The 20025-nt window shown below is 67.1% G+C and carries 20 protein-coding genes and 1 tRNA gene; 6 read left to right on the forward strand and 15 right to left on the reverse strand.

Going from position 1 to position 20025, the window contains the following annotated elements; translation table 11 throughout:
* Positions 1-88: 88 nt before the first annotated feature.
* Positions 89-1003 carry a polyprenyl diphosphate synthase gene (gene uppS, locus RH857_RS01455; RefSeq protein WP_310536197.1) on the reverse strand — a complete coding sequence of 305 codons (915 nt, stop codon included), beginning with the start codon at positions 1001-1003 and terminating at the stop codon, positions 89-91.
* 376 nt (positions 1004-1379) lie between these two features.
* On the opposite strand from uppS, the gene trhA reads away from it, so the two are divergent.
* Positions 1380-1988: a PAQR family membrane homeostasis protein TrhA gene (gene trhA / locus RH857_RS01460; protein ID WP_310536219.1), complete on the forward strand. Its 609-nt coding sequence runs from the start codon at positions 1380-1382 to the stop codon at positions 1986-1988.
* Positions 1989-2038: 50 nt separating this feature from the next.
* Here the strand turns inward: trhA and RH857_RS01465 are convergent, their stop codons facing one another.
* From RH857_RS01465 to mca, 4 genes are all read right to left on the reverse strand, one after another.
* On the reverse strand, positions 2039-4219 hold the full coding sequence (locus tag RH857_RS01465) for a thioredoxin domain-containing protein (protein ID WP_310536198.1): 2181 nt from the start codon (positions 4217-4219) through the stop codon (positions 2039-2041).
* A gap of 141 nt (positions 4220-4360) precedes the next feature.
* Positions 4361-5299 (reverse strand): endonuclease domain-containing protein, encoded by a 939-nt coding sequence (locus tag RH857_RS01470; protein ID WP_310536199.1) that lies wholly within the window; start codon positions 5297-5299, stop codon positions 4361-4363.
* A gap of 166 nt (positions 5300-5465) precedes the next feature.
* Complete coding sequence (locus RH857_RS01475) at positions 5466-5855, reverse strand: hypothetical protein (protein ID WP_310536200.1); 390 nt, start codon at positions 5853-5855, stop codon at positions 5466-5468.
* 17 nt (positions 5856-5872) lie between these two features.
* The gene (gene mca / locus RH857_RS01480) at positions 5873-6895 is read right to left on the reverse strand and encodes a mycothiol conjugate amidase Mca (RefSeq protein WP_310536201.1); all 1023 of its coding nucleotides are present in this window, start codon (positions 6893-6895) and stop codon (positions 5873-5875) included.
* 20 nt (positions 6896-6915) lie between these two features.
* Between mca and RH857_RS01485 the strand changes: the two genes are divergently transcribed.
* Entirely contained in the window at positions 6916-7335 is a 420-nt protein-coding gene (locus RH857_RS01485) for a DUF4307 domain-containing protein (RefSeq protein ID WP_310536202.1), read from the forward strand.
* Positions 7336-7499: 164 nt separating this feature from the next.
* A complete protein-coding gene (gene greA / locus RH857_RS01490; RefSeq protein ID WP_310536203.1) occupies positions 7500-8003 on the forward strand; it encodes a transcription elongation factor GreA in 504 nt (167 codons plus the stop codon).
* Between the two features lie 26 nt (positions 8004-8029).
* Here greA and RH857_RS01495 read toward each other — a convergent pair whose 3' ends face one another.
* From RH857_RS01495 to RH857_RS01510, 4 genes are all read right to left on the reverse strand, one after another.
* Complete coding sequence (locus RH857_RS01495) at positions 8030-8263, reverse strand: hypothetical protein (protein WP_310536204.1); 234 nt, start codon at positions 8261-8263, stop codon at positions 8030-8032.
* A gap of 82 nt (positions 8264-8345) precedes the next feature.
* Complete coding sequence (gene ilvA, locus RH857_RS01500; RefSeq protein WP_310536205.1) at positions 8346-9617, reverse strand: threonine ammonia-lyase; 1272 nt, start codon at positions 9615-9617, stop codon at positions 8346-8348.
* Positions 9614-11152 carry an AI-2E family transporter gene (locus tag RH857_RS01505; protein ID WP_310536206.1) on the reverse strand — a complete coding sequence of 513 codons (1539 nt, stop codon included), beginning with the start codon at positions 11150-11152 and terminating at the stop codon, positions 9614-9616. The genes ilvA and RH857_RS01505 overlap by 4 nt, the downstream gene beginning before the upstream one ends.
* A 94-nt stretch (positions 11153-11246) precedes the next feature.
* The gene (locus RH857_RS01510; RefSeq protein ID WP_310536207.1) at positions 11247-12188 is read right to left on the reverse strand and encodes a Bax inhibitor-1/YccA family protein; all 942 of its coding nucleotides are present in this window, start codon (positions 12186-12188) and stop codon (positions 11247-11249) included.
* 234 nt (positions 12189-12422) lie between these two features.
* Here RH857_RS01510 and RH857_RS01515 point away from each other — a divergent pair, with 234 nt between their 5' ends.
* From RH857_RS01515 to RH857_RS01525, 3 genes are read left to right on the forward strand one after another with little or no spacing between them, the layout of a single operon-like run.
* On the forward strand, positions 12423-13055 hold the full coding sequence (locus tag RH857_RS01515) for a biotin transporter BioY (protein ID WP_310536208.1): 633 nt from the start codon (positions 12423-12425) through the stop codon (positions 13053-13055).
* 46 nt (positions 13056-13101) lie between these two features.
* Positions 13102-13761: a CbiQ family ECF transporter T component gene (locus RH857_RS01520; RefSeq protein WP_310536209.1), complete on the forward strand. Its 660-nt coding sequence runs from the start codon at positions 13102-13104 to the stop codon at positions 13759-13761.
* Positions 13758-14174 carry a CHY zinc finger protein gene (locus RH857_RS01525; RefSeq protein ID WP_310536210.1) on the forward strand — a complete coding sequence of 139 codons (417 nt, stop codon included), beginning with the start codon at positions 13758-13760 and terminating at the stop codon, positions 14172-14174. The genes RH857_RS01520 and RH857_RS01525 overlap by 4 nt, the downstream gene beginning before the upstream one ends.
* Positions 14175-14268: 94 nt before the next feature.
* Here the strand turns inward: RH857_RS01525 and RH857_RS01530 are convergent.
* The 6 genes from RH857_RS01530 to RH857_RS01555 form a co-directional block, all read right to left on the reverse strand.
* A tRNA-Leu gene (locus RH857_RS01530) sits at positions 14269-14342 on the reverse strand.
* A gap of 69 nt (positions 14343-14411) precedes the next feature.
* Positions 14412-15794: an NAD(P)/FAD-dependent oxidoreductase gene (locus tag RH857_RS01535; RefSeq protein WP_310536211.1), complete on the reverse strand. Its 1383-nt coding sequence runs from the start codon at positions 15792-15794 to the stop codon at positions 14412-14414.
* Positions 15795-15821: 27 nt separating this feature from the next.
* Positions 15822-17372, reverse strand: a complete 1551-nt coding sequence (locus RH857_RS01540; RefSeq protein WP_310536212.1) for a S8 family peptidase — start codon at positions 17370-17372, stop codon at positions 15822-15824.
* Positions 17369-18382 (reverse strand): Ppx/GppA phosphatase family protein, encoded by a 1014-nt coding sequence (locus tag RH857_RS01545; protein ID WP_310536213.1) that lies wholly within the window; start codon positions 18380-18382, stop codon positions 17369-17371. Before RH857_RS01545 ends, RH857_RS01540 begins: the two co-directional genes overlap by 4 nt.
* Complete coding sequence (locus RH857_RS01550) at positions 18382-18987, reverse strand: DUF501 domain-containing protein (protein ID WP_374761098.1); 606 nt, start codon at positions 18985-18987, stop codon at positions 18382-18384. Before RH857_RS01550 ends, RH857_RS01545 begins: the two co-directional genes overlap by 1 nt.
* A gap of 22 nt (positions 18988-19009) precedes the next feature.
* A complete protein-coding gene (locus RH857_RS01555) occupies positions 19010-19690 on the reverse strand; it encodes an FtsB family cell division protein (RefSeq protein ID WP_310536214.1) in 681 nt (226 codons plus the stop codon).
* Positions 19691-20025 lie beyond the last annotated feature (335 nt).

Below are 20025 nucleotides of genomic sequence, written 5' to 3' on the forward strand. Positions count from 1 at the left end.
CCGGACCGTCAGAACGGGCCCAGACAGCACGGGGGTCGACAGCACGGGCCAGGCGGCGCAGGCCAGAGCCGCCTCAGTGACGAAGGGCCTAGGCGCCGAAGCGGCGCTGGCGCTGAGCGTAGTCGCGCAAGGCCCGGATGAAGTCCACGCGGCGGAAGTCCGGCCACAGGGCCTCGCAGAAGTAGAATTCCGAATAGGCCGACTGCCACATGAGGAATCCTGAGAGTCGCTGCTCCCCGGAGGTGCGGATGATGAGGTCCGGATCAGGCTGACCCCGGGTATAGAGCCAGCGAGAGATGGAGCCGGGCGTGAGCTCATCGGCGACCTCGCTGAGGCTGCGCCCCTCGCGCTCGGCGTCACGCAGCAGCGCCTTGACCGCGTCCACAATCTCCTGGCGCCCGCCGTAGCCTACGGCGACGTTGACGTGGACAATCGGCTCCTCGGCGGTGCCGCGGACACGGGCGGCGATGCGGCGGATCGAACCGGTCTTGGTAGTGACGGTCTCCGCGGCGGGATCCTCCTCGCCCGCGACCACGGCGCCGTCCCCGCGCCCGGTGCCCTCGCGTGAGTCGTTCTTCTCCCCTAGCGCCCGCAGTCGCGAGGCCAGTGGCTCGGGCAGCAGCTCGGGCTGGCCCACGGGGTGGACGCGGATGGGGTGGCCGCCGGGACGAGTCTCAGAAAGCTTGTCCAGCAGATCCCCGATGATCTCCATGAGCTTCTCCAGCTCGCTGGCCGACCGGTTCATATTGTCCGTGGAGAGCATGTAGAGCGTCACGGTGGGGACACCGACCTCAGCGCACCAGCCGATGAACTCCACAATCTTGTTGGCACCGGCAAGATGTCCGTCCGCCGTGGGCGTCCCCGCCAGCTTGGCCCAGCGACGATTGCCGTCCACCACCACCCCAATGTGCTCCGGGATGCGGTCTTTGGGCAGGGCACGGGAGAGACGCCGCTCGTAGACGGCATAGGCGAGGTCCCGGACCCCCACTGACGGCAGCTTCATCTGCTCTCCTTATCGCCGATGTCCTCCCTCCACTCTAGGGGACGCAGTCCCCGGCACGACGACGGCGCGAGGGACCGTCCGGACCCCCGTGGCGGAGAGCGCGACGCCTGGTTACTGGCGAGTCACATACTCCGCGTAGACTCGTGCCATGGGTGAACTCAAGGATGCACGGCAGAACGGCGGAGCCGAGCAGACAGCTGGGCCCGCAGCTGAACAGAGGGCACGACGACGCGCAGCCGCCGATGAGGCGAGCGCCACCGGCACCCCCTCAACTCCGCACAGTACCGCGGCGGAGCAGGCGGGCAGCGAGGTCCCCGAGAACTCCGTAGCCCCGGCTGACCGGCTCTTCGACTCTGACGTTCCGCTCAAACCCCGCATGCGTGGATGGCTGCATGCCGGGATGGTTCCGTTGTCGCTCATTGCCGGCGTCGTGCTGGTGGTCCTGGCCCCCTCAGGGACGCTGCGCGTGGCCGCGACAATCTATGCGATCACCGGTCTTCTGCTGTTCGCGGTCTCCGCGACCTACCACCTGGGGCGGTGGTCAGCCCGCACCTCACGGGTGCTGAAGCGGCTGGACCACACCAACATCATGCTCATCATCGCCGGAACGTATACGCCCCTGACTCTCGGCCTGCTGGATGACCCGCAGCGGACCATCCTGCTCTCCGGCGTATGGATCGGCGCCATCGGCGGTGTCGCCTTCCGGGTCTTCTGGACGGATGCCCCGCGGTGGCTCTACACCCCCATCTACTGTGTGCTGGGGCTCTCCGCGCTCGTGTTCCTGGGCGACTTCTTCGCAGCCGATCTGGTGGCGGCGATCCTCATCTGCGTCGGCGGCGCGGCCTACATCACCGGCGCGGTGTTCTACGGGCTGAAGCGGCCCAACATCTCCATCCAGTGGTTCGGCTTCCATGAGCTCTTCCACGCGTGCACGCTCGTAGGCTTCATCTGCCACTACATCGCGATCATGTTCGCCTTGCTCTAGGGCATACGATCACTGGCTCAGGGCCCACTCCACTGGCCCCGGAGCCACTGTTAGCGTAGTCCGGCCAGCGCATCCTCGACCGACGACGACGGCGCCAGGCACACCGCATGCTCCGGACTGTTCAGGCAGATGCTCACCTGCAACGGCGCCTCCCCGACAACCGCGGGATCCACCGGCTCGACCGGAATTCCGTACAGCGCCCCCGCCCGGCGCACCTGCGCCAGGTCCTCGCGGGTGCCGGAGAAGAACCGCAGCGCCGGCGAACCGAGCACCGTGCGGCGCCCGGCCAGCAGGCTGCCTCCGGCCACACTCGGCGCCCGCGAGGCCACCATCGGCAGATGATGCAGCACATCGGAGGAGCGTACGGTCCGTACTCCGGGTGCATCACCCGTGCCGGTCGTGAAGGGGCCCTGCTCCAGCGCCTCGGCGGCCTGCAGCGCCTGCGCAAAGGCTGCCACGCTGCTGGGCTCGGGCCCGTCCAGCGGCGTAGCCAGCACCGCCCCCTGCTGTGCCTGGGTGAGCAGCCCCTCCTCATCGGTACTCTCCGCGAGGTTCAGCGTGCCGTCCTCCCCAACGCGGACAAAGTCCTGCATCACGGCGCGCAGCACGGCCGCCCCGCGTGGGAGCCAGGGGCCGGCCGCCCCGGCGGAGACCAGGGCGAAGCAGGCGTTGGCCACGTGCGCCGCGTCCGCCAGCATCCCCAACTGGCTGCCCCGGACGCCGTCGTAGGAGGTCCGGTAGACCCGGGCGGAGGGGCCGTCGTCGTGCTGCTCCTCCACGTGGACCTCCCACAGCCGCTCCCCGAGCTCCGTGGCGAAGGACAGCACCTCATCGTCCTGCCAGAGCGCGGCAGCCTGAGCTAGGGAAGCCACCGCCTGGGCATTCCAGGCCGCCACCACCTTCTCATCGCGCCCGGGCTGCAGGCGCTCAGCACGACGACGTCGCAGCTCGGGCAGAACGCTCTGCCACTTCTGCAGGTCCTCGCCGGTGAGCGGCTGGTCGAAGTGCAGGGTCCTCGGGGTCTGCGCGGTGAGGTGCAGGGGCTGACCGCTGCGCAGTGCGTGCTCGTCGGCTGGCACTCCACGATTGAGCTCGGCGAGGCTTCGGGCATCCGCCTCGCTCAGACCTGCCGCCTGGGCCGCGGTGATGAGCTCCTCATCGGAGAAGAGATAGGTGCTGCCCTCCACGTGGGTGCCGTCGTCGTCGACGGTGTCGGCGTCCAGCGAGGAGGCCAGGAGCCCTGAGTCCAGCTGCATGCGCAGCCTGAGCCAGTCGATGCTCATGCGGGCAATGCGCTCGGCGGCGGCGCGTTCCTCGGCGTCCGCTGCCGGGTGCATGGAGAGCCGGGCGTAGTGCCCCAGCAGCTGGGCGTTGTCATAGAGCATCTTCTCGAAGTGCGGCAGGGCCCAGGCTCGGTCGGTGGCATAACGGGCGAATCCGCCCTCGACCTGATCGAACAGCGCGGAACGAGCCATGGCCTCACAGGTGCGCCGGGCCAGGCGCGCCGCCTCCCCCTCGGGATCCCACGCGCCCTCCTCCAGCAGCCATCCCAGCAGCGCCGAGGGCGGGAACTTCGGCGCCGCGCCGAATCCGCCGTGGACGGTGTCCTCGTCCTCGCTCAGCTGTTCCATCGCCTGGCGGGTGAGGTCGGCCAGGGCAGTTCGGCTGAGCAGCCCCTCGGCGTTGCCAGTAGGTGTCTGGACCGCGGTGGCCAGCTGGGACTGCTGCCGGCGCTGGGCGCTGAGGGTCTGAGCGATCTGCTCGGCGGAACGTTCCACCGCGGCCCTGCGCTGAGTCCAGGCGGCGTGCACGGCGTCGAGCACTTCGGTGAAGGATGGCACCTGGCCCACGCGGCGCGGCGGGAAGTACGTGCCCGCGTGGAAGACACGACCATCGGGCAGGGCGAAGACGCTCATCGGCCATCCGCCCTGGCCGGTCATGGCCTGGGTGGCCGCCATGTAGGCGTCGTCGACGTCGGGGCGCTCCTCGCGGTCAACCTTGATGCACACGAACCGCTCGTTGAGGACCTCGGCGACGGCCTCATCGGCAAAGGACTCCCCCGCCATGACATGGCACCAGTGGCAGGCCGCATAGCCGATGGAGACGAACAGCGGAACGTCCCGGCGCTTGGCCTCGGCGAAGGCCTCGCGGCCCCAGGGCCACCAGTTCACGGGGTTCTCGGCGTGCTGGCGCAGATACGCCGACTGGGCAGAGGCAAGTCGATTAGCCATGGGGCCACGCTATGACCGCGGCCTTGACTCTGTCTGGACGCGGGCGGGCATCGAGTGGAAGATCTGTTCACTGTAGGGGGCGGAATTCGGCCGATTAGCGGGAGAAATCTTCCACTCGATGACCCGGGGGCCTGCCGCCGGTCAGCTGCGCGACTCGATGGCCTGGCGGATCACGCCCACAGCGCCCAGGAATCCGTCCCGATAGTCGGCGTCGCTGAACCTCAGGACGATCCACCCTCGGGAGAGGAAGAAGTTGTCCCGCCGGTGATCCGCCTTGGCCTGCTCCGGGCTGAAGTGCGTGAAGCCCTCATACTGGATGGCGATCTTCCAGCGCCGGTAGCCCAAGTCGGCTCGCGGTGCGCGCGGATCGCCGTCGACCCCCGCTACCTGCAGCTCCGGCTCGGGAAGGCCCGCGCTGTGCATGGCCAGACGCAGCGTCGTCTCCGGCGGAGAGTCAGCTCCGACACGCACCAGCCCCAGGGCCTCCCGAGCCTTCCGGATGCCCCGCAGGTTCGAGGAGGAGGCCGTTGCCTCCCGCAGGTCCTGGAGCGAGGCGAGCGCACGACGTCGACCCTCATATCGCGGATAGGGGACGCGCACCAAATAGTCACCCAGGATCACGAGCTGGGCCGTGCTGCACTGGGCGGCGAGTTCCAGCCACAAGCGCGGGTAGGAGCTGACCCGCACATCGTCGTCGAGCGTGACTGCGTCATCCGGCCTGATCACCGCTCGGTGGCTCTTGACCCCGCTGCGGACAATGCGCCGGCCGGTGCTGGCCGGGAAGCTGAGGTGAACGTCGGGGTCCTTCTGCCAAAGCCTGTTCAGTGGCAGGTGCAGCAGGCGGGCCGCGGTGCCGCAGGACAACCACGCCTCGGGAAACTCTCGTGAGAGCGCCTGGGCGCGCATGCGGAACCGAGCCTCCCCGTCGAGGGTTTCCAGAAGCTCTGGGTCTGCCCAGACACCGGAACCCAGTGGTGCCAGGGAGTACAGCTGCCTGACCGGGGCGGAGGCGCGCCGCATGAGGGTTGCGCTGAGCGCTGTGCTGCGAAGCTGCGCCGGAACAACAGTGTTGCGAGGCATGCCACCCAGTCTCGCCTGAGGGAGCCGATCCCGCTTCCGTTATCCACAGGCCGGCGCGGGGGCCGACGCCGCCTCGATCGAGTGGCAGATTAGTTCACCTTTGGAACGATTAACCCGTGAAATTGCGGGAGAAATCTTCCACTCGATGTGAGCGGAGGGCGGAACCTCAGGCGCGAGGGGCGGATTCGCCTTCGGGGGCCTCGGCCTCGTCGGAGGCTTCGGAGGCAGCAGTGGGACGCGGGCCGAAGCGGGCCTCGGCCGCTGCGTCGCGGGCGCGCTGCTGAGCAGGTGAGATCTCCGCAGGGATGATCTCTCCGGGGAACTCGGGTTCCTCACCGGCCAGCTCGGCCTCCACCTGGGAGCGGTACTTCATGCGACGCATCCGCTTGGCCATATCCCGCACCACCACGATGAGCAGAGCGACGATCAGCGCGGTGAAGAGGAACCCTTCGATCCCAGGGCTGATGTCGGCCTCGTTGAGCCCGTCGCGCAGGTCGGGCGCTTCACCGCCGCCTCCGCCGGGCCACCAGTTCGTCAGTGCGGGCATAAAATCCACCCCTCCAGTGTACGGGGTCAGCGCAGTCCCGCGAACAGGTCGTATTCGGGCTGTTCCACGGGCACCTTCGAGTCGACCAGGACGAAGTCGTCATAGGGCCAGACCTGACGCAGGAAGTCATTCGGCGTAGCGAAGAAGAAACCGCGGGGCTCTACCTGTGTGCGGTGGGCGAGCAGGGCGGCGTCGCGCTCCTCCAAGTAGTCGCCCACCGGAACCTGCGTGGTGACCTCGTGCATGGTCAGCCAGTCCGGCCGCTCCCCCTGCTCCCACAGAGCAAGACGCTCCGCGTAAGGCGACTCGTACCCGGCCTCCAGGAGCGCATCGTGAATTGCTTTGAGCCGGCCGGGATTGAAGGCGCGGTCGTAGTAGAGCTTCTGGGGCTGCCACGGTTCGCCGCAGTCCGGATAGCGCTCCGGGTCGCCCGCGGCATGGTAGGCCTCTACCGCGATCCGGTGGCTCATGATGTGGTCCGGATGCGGGTATCCGCCGGACTCGTCGTAGGCAGTGATGACGTGGGGACGGAACCGGCGCACCAGGCGAACCAGAGGCGCAGCGGCGGTCTGAAGATCCAATGTGGCGAAGCTGCCGAACGGCAGTGGCGGCAGCGGATCGCCTTCGGGCAGACCCGAGTCGGTGAAGCCCAGCCACACGTGCTCGATCCCCAGGGCTTCTGCCGCCGTCGCCATCTCCAAGCGGCGCACTCCGGGCAGGTCCCGGTGGCACTGCTGGATCTCGGCGGCCTCGGCGTTGAGGAGGTCGCCGCGCTCACCGCCGGTGGCGGTAGCCACCATCACGGATGCGCCGGCGTCCACGTACGCGGCCATCATGCCGGCGCCCTTGGAGGACTCGTCATCGGGATGGGCGTGGACCGCCAGCAGGCGCAGCCCGGACGACGACGGAACAGTGTCGGGTCCGTGCGGCGCACTCCGCTGCACCTGGCGCTCAGCCTGTGCCCGGGCCTGGGCATCCGGAGCCTGATCCGCGACATCCTGAGGGGTTGCGGCACCGGCACTTCGGGGTGCGGCAGTCGTCTCTTGCATAGGGACTAGAATAGGTCCTGATGTCGGAGACCACGTCCACCATGACCCAGCGCTACGGGACCCCCAAGCGCGGCCTCTCCCCCCGGGCACAGCGCTGGGGGATCATCGGCGCTCTGGTGATTGCGCTGGCCGCTGCGATCTATTTCACAGTGGGCATGGCCGTTGGTCAGCTCGAGTACCGCGACGTCGGCTACACCATCCACTCCGATACCCAGGCGACTGTGGACTACCAGGTCACCAAGGACTTCGACGCGACCGCCCAGTGCACCCTTCACGTGCTGGATGACTCCTACGCAATTGTGGGTTCGCGCATCGTCACCCTCGGCCCCCATGAGGGCGCCACTTCCGCAGACCGCTCCCAGTACTACCGCAGCGACCTGCGCACCGAGTACCGCGGCGTGACCGGCGTCGTCGACAACTGCTGGCTCCTCGAGGACTGAAACCGGCCCGCAGCGGCCTAACCTGGTGTTCATCGTGGGCGTAATGCTGCCGTCGGAGCGGAAAGACCGTTGAGTTGCCGCCTCTGCGGGTCTAGCATGTTTGAAACGCATCACCACCCCGCCGGGGATTTCCCGGTGGGGTCTTTGGTTGAAGGAGAGATACCGTGTCGACGAACACCCCCGAGATCGATGAGAACACCCAGTGGCTGAGCCAGGAGGCCTTTGATCGTCTCTCCGCCGAGCTGGAGCATCTCAAGGGCCCCGGCCGCCAGGAGATCGTTGACCGCATTTCTGCCGCCCGCGACGAGGGTGACCTGAAGGAGAACGGCGGCTACCACGCGGCGAAGGAGGAACAGGGCAAGGCAGAGGCCCGCATCCGCTACCTCGAGCAGCTGCTGGAGAACGCCTATGTGGGCGAGGCCCCCTCCAGCGACGGCACCGTCACCACCGGCACCGTGGTCAAGGCCAAACTGGCCGGACGCGAGATGCAGTTCCTCTTCGGCAACCGCGAGATCGCCGGTGACACCGATCTCACCGTCTACTCCGAGCGCTCACCCCTGGGCGAGGCCATCAACGGCGCCAAGGTCGGCGACACCGTCAGCTACCAGGCCCCCAACGGCAACGATATTCAGGTGGAGATCATCTCCGCCGAGCCTTTCACGGGCTGAGCAGCACTGCCCCGAATCTCAGCGGCTTACAAGTAGCCGTCCACGCTTGAGGAGCCCTTCTGCGATCGCGCAGAGGGGCTCCTGCGCTGTGCCTTGGGATGCGGCGGCACCTGGTGGCCCGCCGCTTCCAAGGCACGACGACGACGGCGTTCGCCCGCGCGCCGCAGCAGAAAGATCACTCCGCCGATCGCCGCGACGATCAGGGCAAAGGTCCCGGCCATGTAGAGCAGGAAGAAGACATCAGAGGGGCTGTTCAGCATTGGGGATCCTCACGGGTCGTGGGGTTGAGGGCACCTGCGCGGCAGCGCGGCTCCGGTGCCAAAGGACTGCCGGATCCGGGTCTCAGTCCATCACCAGGGGGTCGTAGCCGGCGTCGCGCAGCTTTTGCTGCACCAGTGCGGAATGTTCCTTGCCTTTGGTCTCCATGTTGATCACGATCGAGACATCTCCCATGGAGAGATCCCGGCCGATGGGGTTGTGATCGACGCCGATGACGTTGGCATCGGCTGAGGCGATGATGCCGGCGATGGTCGAGAGCTCACCTGGCCGGTCCTTGAGCATGAGCTTGACGGAGAGGAAACGATCCGCGGCGGCCAGGCCGAACTGGATCACGCGCATCATGAGCATGGGGTCGATGTTGCCGCCGGAGAGCACAGCCACCACGGAGGATGCCTCGATGCCGAGATCCTTCAGCTTGCCCTCCAGCAGCGCTGCCACTCCCACTGCTCCGGCAGGCTCCACGACCATCTTTGAGCGCTCCAGCAGGAAGATCAGGGCACGAGCGATCGCGTCCTCGCTGACGGTGACGACGTCGTCGACCAGCTCACGGATGATCTCAAAGGGAATCTCGCCGGGCTTACCCACCGCGATGCCGTCAGCGATAGTCCGGACGCCCTTGATGGGCACCACGGAGTCTGCGGCCAGCGACGCGGGATAGGCGGCCGCGTTCTCCGCCTGGACGCCGATGATGCGGATTTCCCGGCCCAGGCGAGCGGCTTCCTGCTTCAGCGCCACGGCGACTCCGGCCAGGAGCCCCCCGCCGCCGATGCCCATGATGACGGTGTCGACGTCGGGCTGCTGCTCGAGGATCTCCAGGCCGATGGTGCCCTGACCGGCCACCACGTCGGTGTTGTTGAACGGATGGATGAAGACCGCACCGGACTCTGCCGCCTGCCGCTGGGCCTCTGCCAGGGCCTCATCGACGTTGGACCCGTGCAGGACCACCTCCGCGCCGTGATCCCGGGTGGCGGCGAGTTTGGGCAGCGCCACGCCCCGGGGCATGTAGATGGTGGCTCGGATACCCAGCTTCTTCGCCGCCAGCGCTACTCCTTGGGCATGGTTGCCAGCCGAAGCAGCAACAACGCCCCGAGCCTTCTCCTCTTCGGAGAGCCGCGCCATGCGGACGTAGGCGCCACGGACCTTGAAAGACCCGGCCCTCTGCAGGTTCTCCGCCTTAAAGTGCACGGTGGCGCCGATGTGGCGGCCCAGGGCGCGGGAGTGCTCCATGGGCGTGCGCACAATGACGCCGTCGAGCAGCTCTTTGGCCTGCCGGATGTCCTCCAGCTGCACGCTGAGGTCACGTCCGGGCAGTTCAGTCGCGAGGGTTTCGGTCATTCTTTGGTGTCCTTTGAACCGGATGCGGAATCATCGGTGGCCTCCGGGGCCGCCGGGCGCGGTGCAGGCACAGACGTCTCGGACTCCTCGGCCCCGGCCCCCGGGGCCTGGTCAGAGGCAGGGACCGGGCTGGTCTTGGCGGCGCCGGGGTGCCGCCAGCCGAAGCCCGGGCGGTCAGGGTCCAGACCAGGCAGCGTCTCCTTGATGCGGCGCTTCAGGGTAGCCAGGGAGGCCTGTTCCTCCGCCTCAATCTGCTCCTTCTGAGCGGCCCGCTTCAACGTCTCCTCCATCTGTACGCGCTCCATCTCCAGAGCCTCCGGATCTCCGCGCCACTCTTCCTTGGTGATGTAGTGCGTGGCCCGTTTGATGAACGCCAGCACCGGCACGGCGAACAGCGCGCCGGGGATGCCCATCAGCGTGGTACCCGCGGTGACGGCCAGAACCACGGCGAGCGGGTGGAGCTTAACGGCCTTGCCCATGATGATGGGCTGGAGCACGTTGGACTCGATCTGCTGGACGAGGATGACTACGCCCAGCATGATCAGGGCGGTGACCAGATCGTGGGCGACCCAAGCCAGGATGACAGCCACCGCACCGGTGACCACGGCACCGACGACGGGGACGAAGCCGCCGAAGAAGACCAGGACTGCGATGGGCAGGGCCAGGGGCACATCCAGGATGATCGCACCGATGTAAATGCCGACGGCGTCGACGAAGGCCACGAGCACCTGCACCCGCATGTAGGTGCCGACGGCGGTCCAGCCGTGCCGACCTGCACCGTGGATGGCCGGGCGGTGCTTGCCGGGGGCGAAGAGCACCAAGAAGTCCCAGATCTTGCGTCCGTCGGCGAGGAAGAAAATGAGGGTGAAGAGGACCAGCACGGTGCCGATGCCGATGTTGGTGGCCGCGGAGCCCACGCCCATGGCCCCGGACATGATGGTGTCCTGATTCTCCTGCAGCCAGGTCTGGATCTCGCCCAGCATCTGGTTGACCTCATCGGTAGAGATCTCGAAGCCCAGCTGGCGGGCGGTGTCGTCCACCCAGTCGATGGCTTCGTAGATGCCGGCTTCGACTTGCTCGGACATCTCGGCGAAGCCCTGAATGATCTCGTTGCCGACCAGGTAGAGGATTCCTGCAACGCCTGCGAGCATCACCAGGATCGTGGTGATGGCTGCCAGGACACGCGGGAACTTGATCTTGACGAAGACGTTGTGGAGGGGCCGCAGCAGCGTAGAGAGGAGCGCGGCCACCGCGAGGGCGATCAGGATGAGCATCACGTGGCCCAGCAGCCACACGGCTACGCCCACGCCGGCGAGGATGATGAGGATGCGCCAGGTCCAGGCTGCGGCGATCCTTACGCCCCAGGGGATGTCATCCTGGATGCGCTGCTCCTCAGCGACGCGCGGCGAGGAGTAGGGCGGCTCGGGCGGGCTCATGACCTCAGCCTCCGTACCGCGCGGATGGGCCGTGGCGTAGGTAGTCTCCGAGGCCTGGGACGACCCTTCGGGCGAATTCTCGGGCGTCGCAGTGCTCATAGGCTCCATCCTGCCATGCTTAGGGGTTCGAGAGACGAAAAGGTCCGCGGATTCTCATCCGCGGACCTTTTCGTGATCAGGTGTAAAAGCTGATTCAGTCCGCCATGGACCGAATAATGGCCAGCAGCCGCAGGATCTCGATGTACAGCCACACCAGAGACACGGTCAGACCGAATGCTGCGGTCCAGCCGTATTTCTCGGCCACACCGGCCTCCACGCCTTCCTGGATGTTGGTGAAGTCCAGCACCAGGGAGTAGGTGGCCAGGGCCAGGCCGAGCAGACCCAGGGCGATGCCGAGCCAGGGGCTGACCTCGGTGCGCAGACCAAACATGGAGTCAGTGACACCGAAGAGCATCAGGCCCAGGTTGATCAGGCTGAAGAGCGCGTAGCCCAGCAGCGCCACGAAGAACATCTTGTTCAGCTTCGGGGTGGCGCGAACCTTGCCGGACTTGAACAGGATCAGCACGGCGGCGAACACCGAGACGGTGGCGAGCACAGCCTGCATGGCGATGCCGTCGAACTGCCAGTTCAGCACGGAGGTGATGCCTCCGACGAAGAAACCCTGCAGCAGGGAGTAGGCGAGGATCAGCGCCGGGCTGGGGTTGCGCTTGAATGCATTAACCAGACCCAGCACAAGGCCGCCGAACAGGCCCACCGTGGTCAGGGTCATGCCCAGGCCCACGTTGATTCCCTGCTCGGGGGTGGTCAGGCCGAGGAGGCTCACGGTGATGCCGGCGCCCAGCAGCACGACGGCGAAGCTGATGACCGTCTTGCGGATCACGTCGTCGTAGGTCATGGGGGCACCTTCGGAGCCCGCCGCGTCGGGCAGGTTGTACTGCTGCTCGAGGCGATCGGCGCCGTACTGGCCACCGGTCTGCGGACCGGGCATGCCGTACTTCTGGCCGTAGGTCTGCTCCTGACGCGGCTGCTCGCTGACAGTGCCGGCGTCGGAGTTCATGTAAAAGCGGCGGCGCTCACGCTTCTGCTCGCTGAACTGGTCCGGGAAGGCACCAGTGTTGAAGATCGGGTTGGACATAGTGGTTCCAGCTCTCCTTCATCGGGACTCGTCGGTGATGAGGCCACGTTGCTTACAGTCAGTCTAACGTTTGGACTTCGTGTTGTATGCCGCATGACGCCGCAACGCCTTCTCGCGGGACCACGCCGGCAGAACCGACATCCTCTCACCGGGTGCCGCGAGCGCCTCCGGCGCCCAGACTTTGTAGGTTTAAAACAAACATACTCGCAGCAACGCAGGAATACGCTGATCTCCATGGTAGAGAACCCACTAAAACTTGCGCAGGCCGCCTCCGTCCGACCCACCGGAACGACGACGGCGGTTACGGCGATCTCGCAGATGGCGATCTTCGCCGCACTGGTAGCCGTGCTCGGTCAGGTCGCGGCCCTGCCGATTGGACCGGTGCCGATCACCCTGCAGACACTCGGCGTGATGCTGGCAGGAGCGGTGCTGGGTCCCTGGCGGGGCGCCGGTTCCATGCTGTTGCTGATCCTGCTGACTGCTGCCGGGCTGCCGCTGATGTCGCAGGGCTCCGGGGGGCTTGGCGTGTTCGCGGGCCCGACGGCCGGGTTCATTCTGGGCTGGGTGCCGGCCGCCTTCATCATCGGTCTGGTGGTTCAGTTCGGTTGGCCGCTGCGCTGGTGGCGGACCGCGGCGGGCGTACTGCTCGGGGGTATTCCCGTGATCTACGCCTGCGGCCTGCCGGTCATGATGTACCAGCTGGGTCTCTCGCTGCAGGAGGCACTCGTGGCCAATGCGGCGTTTCTGCCCGGCGACGCAGCCAAAGCGCTCTTCGCGATTCTGGTGACCCAGTCGCTGGCCAAGGCCTACCCCGCGCCATTCACCTACGCACGCCGAGGCACCGCACGCCAGTTCCCTGCGGGCTGACGGGCGGCCCTTTCTCCCCTTCACGAAGCCATAGACTGCAGTTCTCATGATTCCCCTCTACCAACCCGGGACCTCCGTCCTGCATCGCATGCCGGCCGGCGCCAAGCTGCTGGCTCTCCTTGCCTTGGGCATCGGGGTGTCGCTCTGGCGGGAGAGCCCCTGGGCTGCCCTGTCGGCGTGGTGCGTCGTCGTGCTGGGGTTTCTGGTGGTCCGCACCGGCCGCCCGGGGTGGTCGGTGCTTCGGGGCTGTGCGGCAGGACTGCATCTGCTGGGCGTGCACGTGTGGCGCCTGAAGTGGCTGGCGCTGCTGGTGGCCGTGCCGCAGGTCATCTTTCTTCCGCTGGAGACCGCGGGCATTAACACGGCCCGCATCCTGGCCATCGTTCTGCTGGCGGGGCTGTTCACCCTGACCACGCGAGTCTCCGATGTCATGGAGCTTCTCACCCGCGGACTGGGCCCGCTGGAGCGTGCAGGGCTGCGCAGATTCGGGCTCACCGCGGAGCGGCTGTCCCTGGCCATGGCCCTGACCATGCGTTCCGTGCCGGTGGTCTTCGGGTTCTACGGGCAGATCCGTGAGGCCCGGCGGGCCCGCGGTGCACGTACCTCTCTGGCGGGCACCGCAGGGATGACCACTCCCCTGCTGGTCATGAGTCTGCAGCACGCTCAGGAGACGGCGGAGGCGCTGGCCGCCCGGGGAGTCCGATGAGAGCTGTCAGTCCGAGGAGTTCCAGCACACCCGAGGGCTCCGGTCCCGTCCCCGCGGTCGCAGGGCAGACCCCGCCGGAGCTGGCACCCGAGGTGAGCGCTCCGGTGGTGCGTGGGCCGGTGGTCGATTCCCAGACCCGGTGCGTGCACTACCACTCAGCGCTAGACGTCGTCGCCATCCGGTTCTTCTGCTGCGGGAACTGGTATCCGTGCCTGCACTGCCACGACGGGGTCGAGGCGCACCCACGCTCCCCCTGGCCCCAAGGGTCGGAAAACCAGACCGCTGTGCTGTGCGGAGTCTGCCGTTACCAGCTGCGGATCAGCGAGTACATGGCCGCAAGCAGCTGTCCGCACTGCGCAGCGGCCTTCAACCCCGGCTGCACTGCCCATTACCCGCAGTACTTCACCCTCTGACGGCCGGCCGGTACTCGACAGGCCTGACCCAGGGCAGTGAGCGGGCACAACGGGCGAGTCGGGCAAGGGTTCAACCGCCGCCACCGCATGAAGGTCCCCCCAGTGGGACTCGAACCCACACTTGGCGGATTTTAAGTCCGCTGCCTCTGCCAATTGGGCTATAGGGGGGCAAGAGGCGGGCCGCCTGGGACGACCCGCCTCTTGGTTGAGCGCTCAGTGATCTGAGCGACTCGGTGACTACTTGGCGGCTTCCTTCTTCTTGCCGCCGGCAGCCTCGATGAACGCATCACGAGGATTCTCCTGACCGCGGATCGGGGTGAAGTCACGTCCGAAGACCAATTCGTTGACCCAACCGCCGGCTACCCGGACCTTGCGCTCCCAGGTAGGGATCGCCATGCCGTGGTAGCCGCGGTGTGCCAACCAGGCCAGGGGTCCGCGCAGCTTCACACCGAGCGGGCTGCCCACACCCTTGTACATTCCCATGCCGGCCACCACGCCGAGGGACTCGTGCTTGTACTCTGCGACGTCGCCGGATCCGTAGCGGACCGAGAACAGGTTCTTGGCCAGCACCTTGGCCTGACGGGAGGCGTGCTGCGCGTTGGGCACGCAGAAGCCGCCCGGGCCAGCGCCGGTGAGGTCGGGTACCGCCGCGATGTCGCCTGCGGTCCAGGCACCGGGGATCACGTCGCCGTCCTCGTTGAGGATCTGCAGGGTCGCCGAGGCGGTGATGCGTCCGCGCTCATCCACCGGGAAGCTGGAGGCACGGGCCACGGCGTTGGCTGCCACGCCCGCAGTCCACACCAGGGTGTCGGCGCCGAACTTGTCCACCTCGGACTTGTCCGCCATGGAAATCAGGGTCAGCACACCGTCGACGGCGGAGCTCAGGGAGGTGTTCAGCAGCACCTCGATGCCACGTCCGCGCAGGTGCTCGACCACTGTGGAGGCCTGGTCCTCGGAGACCTCGGGCATGATGCGGCCCATGGCCTCCACGAGCACCAGTCGCACGTCGGACTGGCTCAGGCGCGGGTTGTGGGCCACGGCCGCACGGATGATGTCTTCCATCTCGGCAATGGTCTCGATGCCGGCGAAGCCGCCGCCAACCACGGCGAAGGTCAGGGCACGAGCCTTAGCCGCCTCGTCGGTCATGGTCGAGGCGGACTCCAGGCGCTCCAGGATGTGGTTGCGCAGGCTCTCGGCCTCTTCGATGGTCTTCAGACCGATGCCGTGCTCCGCGAGGCCCTCGATGGGGAAGGTGCGGGTGGTGGCACCGGCAGCCATGATGATGTCCTGGTAGGGCACCTCGACACTCTCGCCCTCACCGAGTCCGACGACGGCAGTCTTGGCCTCATGGTCCACGGAGGTGACCTTGCCGGTGATGATCTCGGTGTGCTTGAGGTGCTTGCGGTGACCGATCACCGCGTGACGCGCCTCGACGTGACCGCCCACGACCTCGGGCAGGAACGGCTGGTAGGTCATGTAGGGCAGCGGGTCCACCAGGGTGACGATCCCGCCGGCCGCCTTGACCTTCTTCTGCAGCATCTGGGCCACGGTCAGGCCGACGTAGCCGCCGCCGACGATCAGAATGCGAGGTTTGTCTGAGAGCTTCTGGGTCAATGCCATACCGCCATCCTATCTGTTTCTCGGGCGCTAGTTTCTGCGGGTTCGGGAGGCCAAGTGCACCACGGCCACGGTGAGCAGCACGACGACGCCGAGTCCGGCGGCTGCCACCGTGGTGGGCCCTGCCCAGTCCTGGACGGCGCGCAGCTCAGAGGCCTGGGGGAACTCACGCGGCTCCCCTTCGGGTCCGGCCACGACGCCGGAATCGGTGGGGATGTCTTCGTGTCCGTTGTCCTCAGCCTCGGCCCGGCGGTGGACGCGGATCCACTCGGCCAGAGTGTCATAGTCTGCGGCATTGAAGGCGGGCACGCTGCCGTTGACGGCTTCGTCAACGTTAAGCACGCCGTGGCCGTATTCGGGATCCAGTCCGGAGGAGCCCGCCGAGTCGGCGCTGGTCAGCAGACGGTGCTTGACTTCGGCGGCGGAGAGGTCCGGATGGGCGGCCATCACCAGGGCGGCGGCCCCCGCAACGATCGGGGCGGCACCGGAGGTGCCCGTCCAGCCGGCATAGCCGCCGCCCGGGGTCGCGCCCACGAGTGGCTCCGAAGCCGCGGCAATGTCGATGGCGATGCCCTGGGAGGAGGAGTCCTCGCTGATGTTCCGGTCCTCGTCGACCCCGGCGACGGTCAGCACCCCCGGAATCGTGGCTGGAGCACCCACGGAGAAGTGGCCGGCGGCTCGGTTGCCGGCAGCGGCGACGACGAGCACGTCATTCTCCTCGGCGTAGAGGAAGGCCTCATCCCACGACTCGGGCCAGTCCTGGGCCCCGGACCCCAGAGACATATTGATGATGTCCGCGCCGTTGTCCACGGCCCATGTCACGGCCTCGGGGATCTGGTCCTCGGTGCCCGGTCCGTAGGGGTTGGGATCCTCCAGGGCAAGGGAGATGGAGAGCAGCTCAGCCTCCGGCGCCACTCCGATGACCCCCGCGGAACGGGAGGGGTCCTCGTCGTCGTCCTCATCCTCGTCATCTTCAGGGGACTGGAAATCCTGGATGAGCCAGTCGGGAACCTCGCGGGTCTCGTAGAACTCCTCGAGCTCCTCGCGGAAGTCCTCCTGGACCTCGTCCTCCCAGTCTTCGCCGTAAGTCTCCTCCAGCGGGGCGACCATGTTCTCGTCCCACCATGCGTCCCACTCCTCATCGGAGAGGTCCTGCAGCTCCTCGGGCTCCATGTCGTAGACGGCGTCCTCGTCGTCCTCAGAGGGGTACTCTCCGCGACCTGCAGCCAGGGAAGCCACGAGCGTGCCGTGTTCGGTCGAGGTCTGCTGGACCGGACCGCCGTCGGCATCGCCTCCCCCGGAGACGTCGGTTCCGCCGACCAGCGCGCCTTCCAAGCCCGGGTGCTCGGCGTCGATGCCGGTGTCAATGATGGCGATGGTCACGCCCTCCCCGCGAGTGGTCTCCCACGCCTCGGTGATGCCGTAGTCCTCGAGCCAGAACTGGGCATCGCGCCACGTATCGGCCTGCGCACCGGGGGCCTGGACCACGCTGGCGGTCAGCAGCGCCGGGCTCAGCAGCGCGGCCGCGGCGAGGGCTCCCGCACCGCGGCGGATCCGGCGCGTGCGGGACGCTTCGCTCATGCCTGGTTCTCCTCTGTCTGGGCAGTCTCGGGCGCCTCGGACGACTCCGAGCTGCCGTGAAGCTTCGCGGCGGCCAGAGACATGGCGATGCCGTCGAGAATGTCATGCTCGCTGGTCAGTGCGGAGGTGATCCGTCCGTGGGTGATCTTGTTCAGGTAGTCGAGGATGGTGCCCCAGATGAGCGCACCGGCGCCGATGACATCAACCCGACCCGGGTGCATGAAGGGCATATGCGACTTCGCCGAACGAGTGGCATGGGTCAGCTCGTCCACGGATCGCTGGATGCTGTCCAGGTCCAGCTCAGCTCCGTGGATCAGGTCCGGATCGTAGTCCTCCAGCTGCAGGGCGTGGGCGGTGACAGTGGTGACCGTGCCGGCCACACCGATGACCACATCGGCCTCGTGCAGCGGCATGACCTGGGCGACGTCTTCTAGAAAGGAGAGCGTTTCAAAGGTGGCCATGGAGGTTTCGGTCTCCTCCGGCGGATCTGAGCGCATGTGCCGCTCGGTGAAGCGTACGCAGCCCATGTCCACGCTGATGGCATGCTCCATGCCGGAGGCCCCGCCCAAGACGAACTCCGTGGAGCCTCCACCGAGGTCTACGACCAGAACCTTGCGATTCGGCTCCGGGGCCAGCAGCGCGGTGGCACCAGTGAAGGAGAGTCCCGCCTCCTCAGAACCGCGGATCACCTCGGGCTCCACGCCCAGGCGCTCTTTGACTCCGGCGATGAAGGCCTCACGGTTGGTCACATCGCGCGAGGCGGAGGTGGCCACGAATCGCACCGCCTCGGCACGGTGGCGGCGGATCAGAGCGGCGTAGTCCTCCACGGCGGCGAAGGTCCGCTCCAGGGCTGCGTCGGAGAACTCTCCGGTCTCGTCCACGCCCTCGCCGAGGCGCACCACCGTCATCCGGCGCACGATGTCATTGACGTGGGTCCTACCGTTGAACTCCACGTCCGCGATGAGCAGCCGGATGGAGTTGGTTCCGCAGTCGATGGCGGCGACGCGCATTACTGACTCTCCTTCGAGTCGCTGTTCTTGAGTCGGCGGACGTGCCGGGAGAGGTCCTTGGTGGGGACTTCTGCTTCATGATCCCAGGCGGTGCCACAGGTGCACATCTGCGGGTTCCAGTCCTGGCTGATTCTCTCCAGCGTCTCATCACCCAGTGGGGTGATGCCCGGCCCGACGGCCAGAGCGTGGCCGGCGAGCACGTGCAGGCACTTCACCCGCTCCGGGTAGCCGCCGGCGCTGATGCTCTCGATCTCGGGCACCGGATCGATCCCAGCGCGCTGGCGGATGCGCTCGCGCTCGACGAGGTAGTTCTCATGGGCGGCGCGGTGAGCCGCGGCGAGCTCCGGATCCTCTGCGAGCCGCCGGGTCATCTCCGCCATCACACCGGCGGCCTCGAGCCGGGAAACGGCTGCAGTGATGGTCGGGTGCGTCAGGTAGAACGTGGTGGGGAAGGGAATTCCGTTGCTCAGCCGGGGCGCGGTGGCAGCCACCAGCGGGCTGCCGCAGCGGCAGCGGGCGGGGATTTCGACGACGTCACGCACCGGCCGGCCCAGCTGCAGGCTCAGGGTGTCGAGGTCTTCGGGTGTCGGGGCGCTCGAGGTCACGGGAATCCAGGGTACTCCAGGTTCAGCGCGACTGCTGCGGCTGGTCTCCGGAGGCCTCCGGCTCCGCATCCGGCTCAGGCGCTGCCTCGGCGGAGTCGACCACCGACTCCCACAGCTCTTCGCTCCAGTCCTCGGGCTCTTCGTCTTCGAGGGTCTCATCCTCGGCCACGATGCCCTCACTGGGGTCCCCGATGACGTGATAGCGCTTGTCACCGGGCATCACCAGGTTGATCCGCTCCCTGGCCTGACGCCGGATGAACTCCGGGTCCTCCCAACGGGCGATCTCGGAATAGAGCTCAGCCTGACGCTGCTCCTCCTCAGCAATCTGCGCTGCGAGCTCATTCATTTCGCCGCGCTGCTGAAAGTAGGTCCGTACGGTGGGCACGAGGAAGGAGATGACCACCAAGGCCACGATCGTGAGCACGATGATCCGTGCGGAGAAGGTGCGCTCGGGCACCAGTGCGGCGGCGCTGACGGGGGTCCTCTTCGAGGGCTGGGCCACCGGGCGGTTGGGCCGGTCTGCGCGGCGGGCCCGGACCGCGGTGATGTCGGCGGGGGTCTGGATCTCTCCGGAGATCTGCTCGCGCTCAGCGAGGCGACGAGCTTCTCGGGCGCGCGCTCTGGCCTCGGCGCGGCGGTCCCGTGCGGGTGTGCGGCGGGGCGCCTCGGTGTTCTCACCCGAGGATGCGGCGTGTCGCGCCATGTGGTTCACCGCCTCGAAATGCGCTGATGGGGAAGCTGCTGGGAAGCACTCCTCAGCGTAGTGCCGGCGGAGTATATGTGGAGGGTCTGACACGCGCTGGTGACAGAAGTAATGCCCGGCCGGAAAACCCCGACCGGGCATGACTTCTCACGAAGGCCATCTCGAAGGCAAACATCGCCTGCTGCGGTTTTCGTCGGAATGTCCACCTATTCCGACGAAAACCGCAGCACTCATTGAGGAGCTCTCACCGAGGCGGGGTTTCCCCGCCCGCGGAACTAGCTGTGATGTTCAGACACGTTGTTCCGACGAGGTTCGGTGAGTCCTGCTGAATAGGT

It is taken from the genome of Nesterenkonia flava, assembly GCF_031432335.1.
GTDB lineage: Bacteria > Actinomycetota > Actinomycetes > Actinomycetales > Micrococcaceae > Nesterenkonia > Nesterenkonia flava.

Coding starts and splice junctions, on each gene's coding strand:
- RH857_RS01510 (WP_310536207.1), bottom strand. CDS start 12,188: ATGTCCAACCCGATCTTCAACACTGGTGCCTTCCCGGACCAGTTCAGC.
- RH857_RS01465 (WP_310536198.1), bottom strand. CDS start 4,219: ATGGCTAATCGACTTGCCTCTGCCCAGTCGGCGTATCTGCGCCAGCAC.
- RH857_RS01505 (WP_310536206.1), bottom strand. CDS start 11,152: ATGAGCACTGCGACGCCCGAGAATTCGCCCGAAGGGTCGTCCCAGGCC.
- RH857_RS01520 (WP_310536209.1), top strand. CDS start 13,102: ATGATTCCCCTCTACCAACCCGGGACCTCCGTCCTGCATCGCATGCCG.
- RH857_RS01540 (WP_310536212.1), bottom strand. CDS start 17,372: ATGAGCGAAGCGTCCCGCACGCGCCGGATCCGCCGCGGTGCGGGAGCC.
- RH857_RS01470 (WP_310536199.1), bottom strand. CDS start 5,299: ATGCCTCGCAACACTGTTGTTCCGGCGCAGCTTCGCAGCACAGCGCTC.
- RH857_RS01525 (WP_310536210.1), top strand. CDS start 13,758: ATGAGAGCTGTCAGTCCGAGGAGTTCCAGCACACCCGAGGGCTCCGGT.
- RH857_RS01555 (WP_310536214.1), bottom strand. CDS start 19,690: ATGGCGCGACACGCCGCATCCTCGGGTGAGAACACCGAGGCGCCCCGC.
- ilvA (WP_310536205.1), bottom strand. CDS start 9,617: ATGACCGAAACCCTCGCGACTGAACTGCCCGGACGTGACCTCAGCGTG.
- mca (WP_310536201.1), bottom strand. CDS start 6,895: ATGCAAGAGACGACTGCCGCACCCCGAAGTGCCGGTGCCGCAACCCCT.
- RH857_RS01535 (WP_310536211.1), bottom strand. CDS start 15,794: ATGGCATTGACCCAGAAGCTCTCAGACAAACCTCGCATTCTGATCGTC.
- RH857_RS01515 (WP_310536208.1), top strand. CDS start 12,423: ATGGTAGAGAACCCACTAAAACTTGCGCAGGCCGCCTCCGTCCGACCC.
- RH857_RS01485 (WP_310536202.1), top strand. CDS start 6,916: ATGTCGGAGACCACGTCCACCATGACCCAGCGCTACGGGACCCCCAAG.
- RH857_RS01495 (WP_310536204.1), bottom strand. CDS start 8,263: ATGCTGAACAGCCCCTCTGATGTCTTCTTCCTGCTCTACATGGCCGGG.
- uppS (WP_310536197.1), bottom strand. CDS start 1,003: ATGAAGCTGCCGTCAGTGGGGGTCCGGGACCTCGCCTATGCCGTCTAC.
- RH857_RS01545 (WP_310536213.1), bottom strand. CDS start 18,382: ATGCGCGTCGCCGCCATCGACTGCGGAACCAACTCCATCCGGCTGCTC.
- trhA (WP_310536219.1), top strand. CDS start 1,380: ATGCGTGGATGGCTGCATGCCGGGATGGTTCCGTTGTCGCTCATTGCC.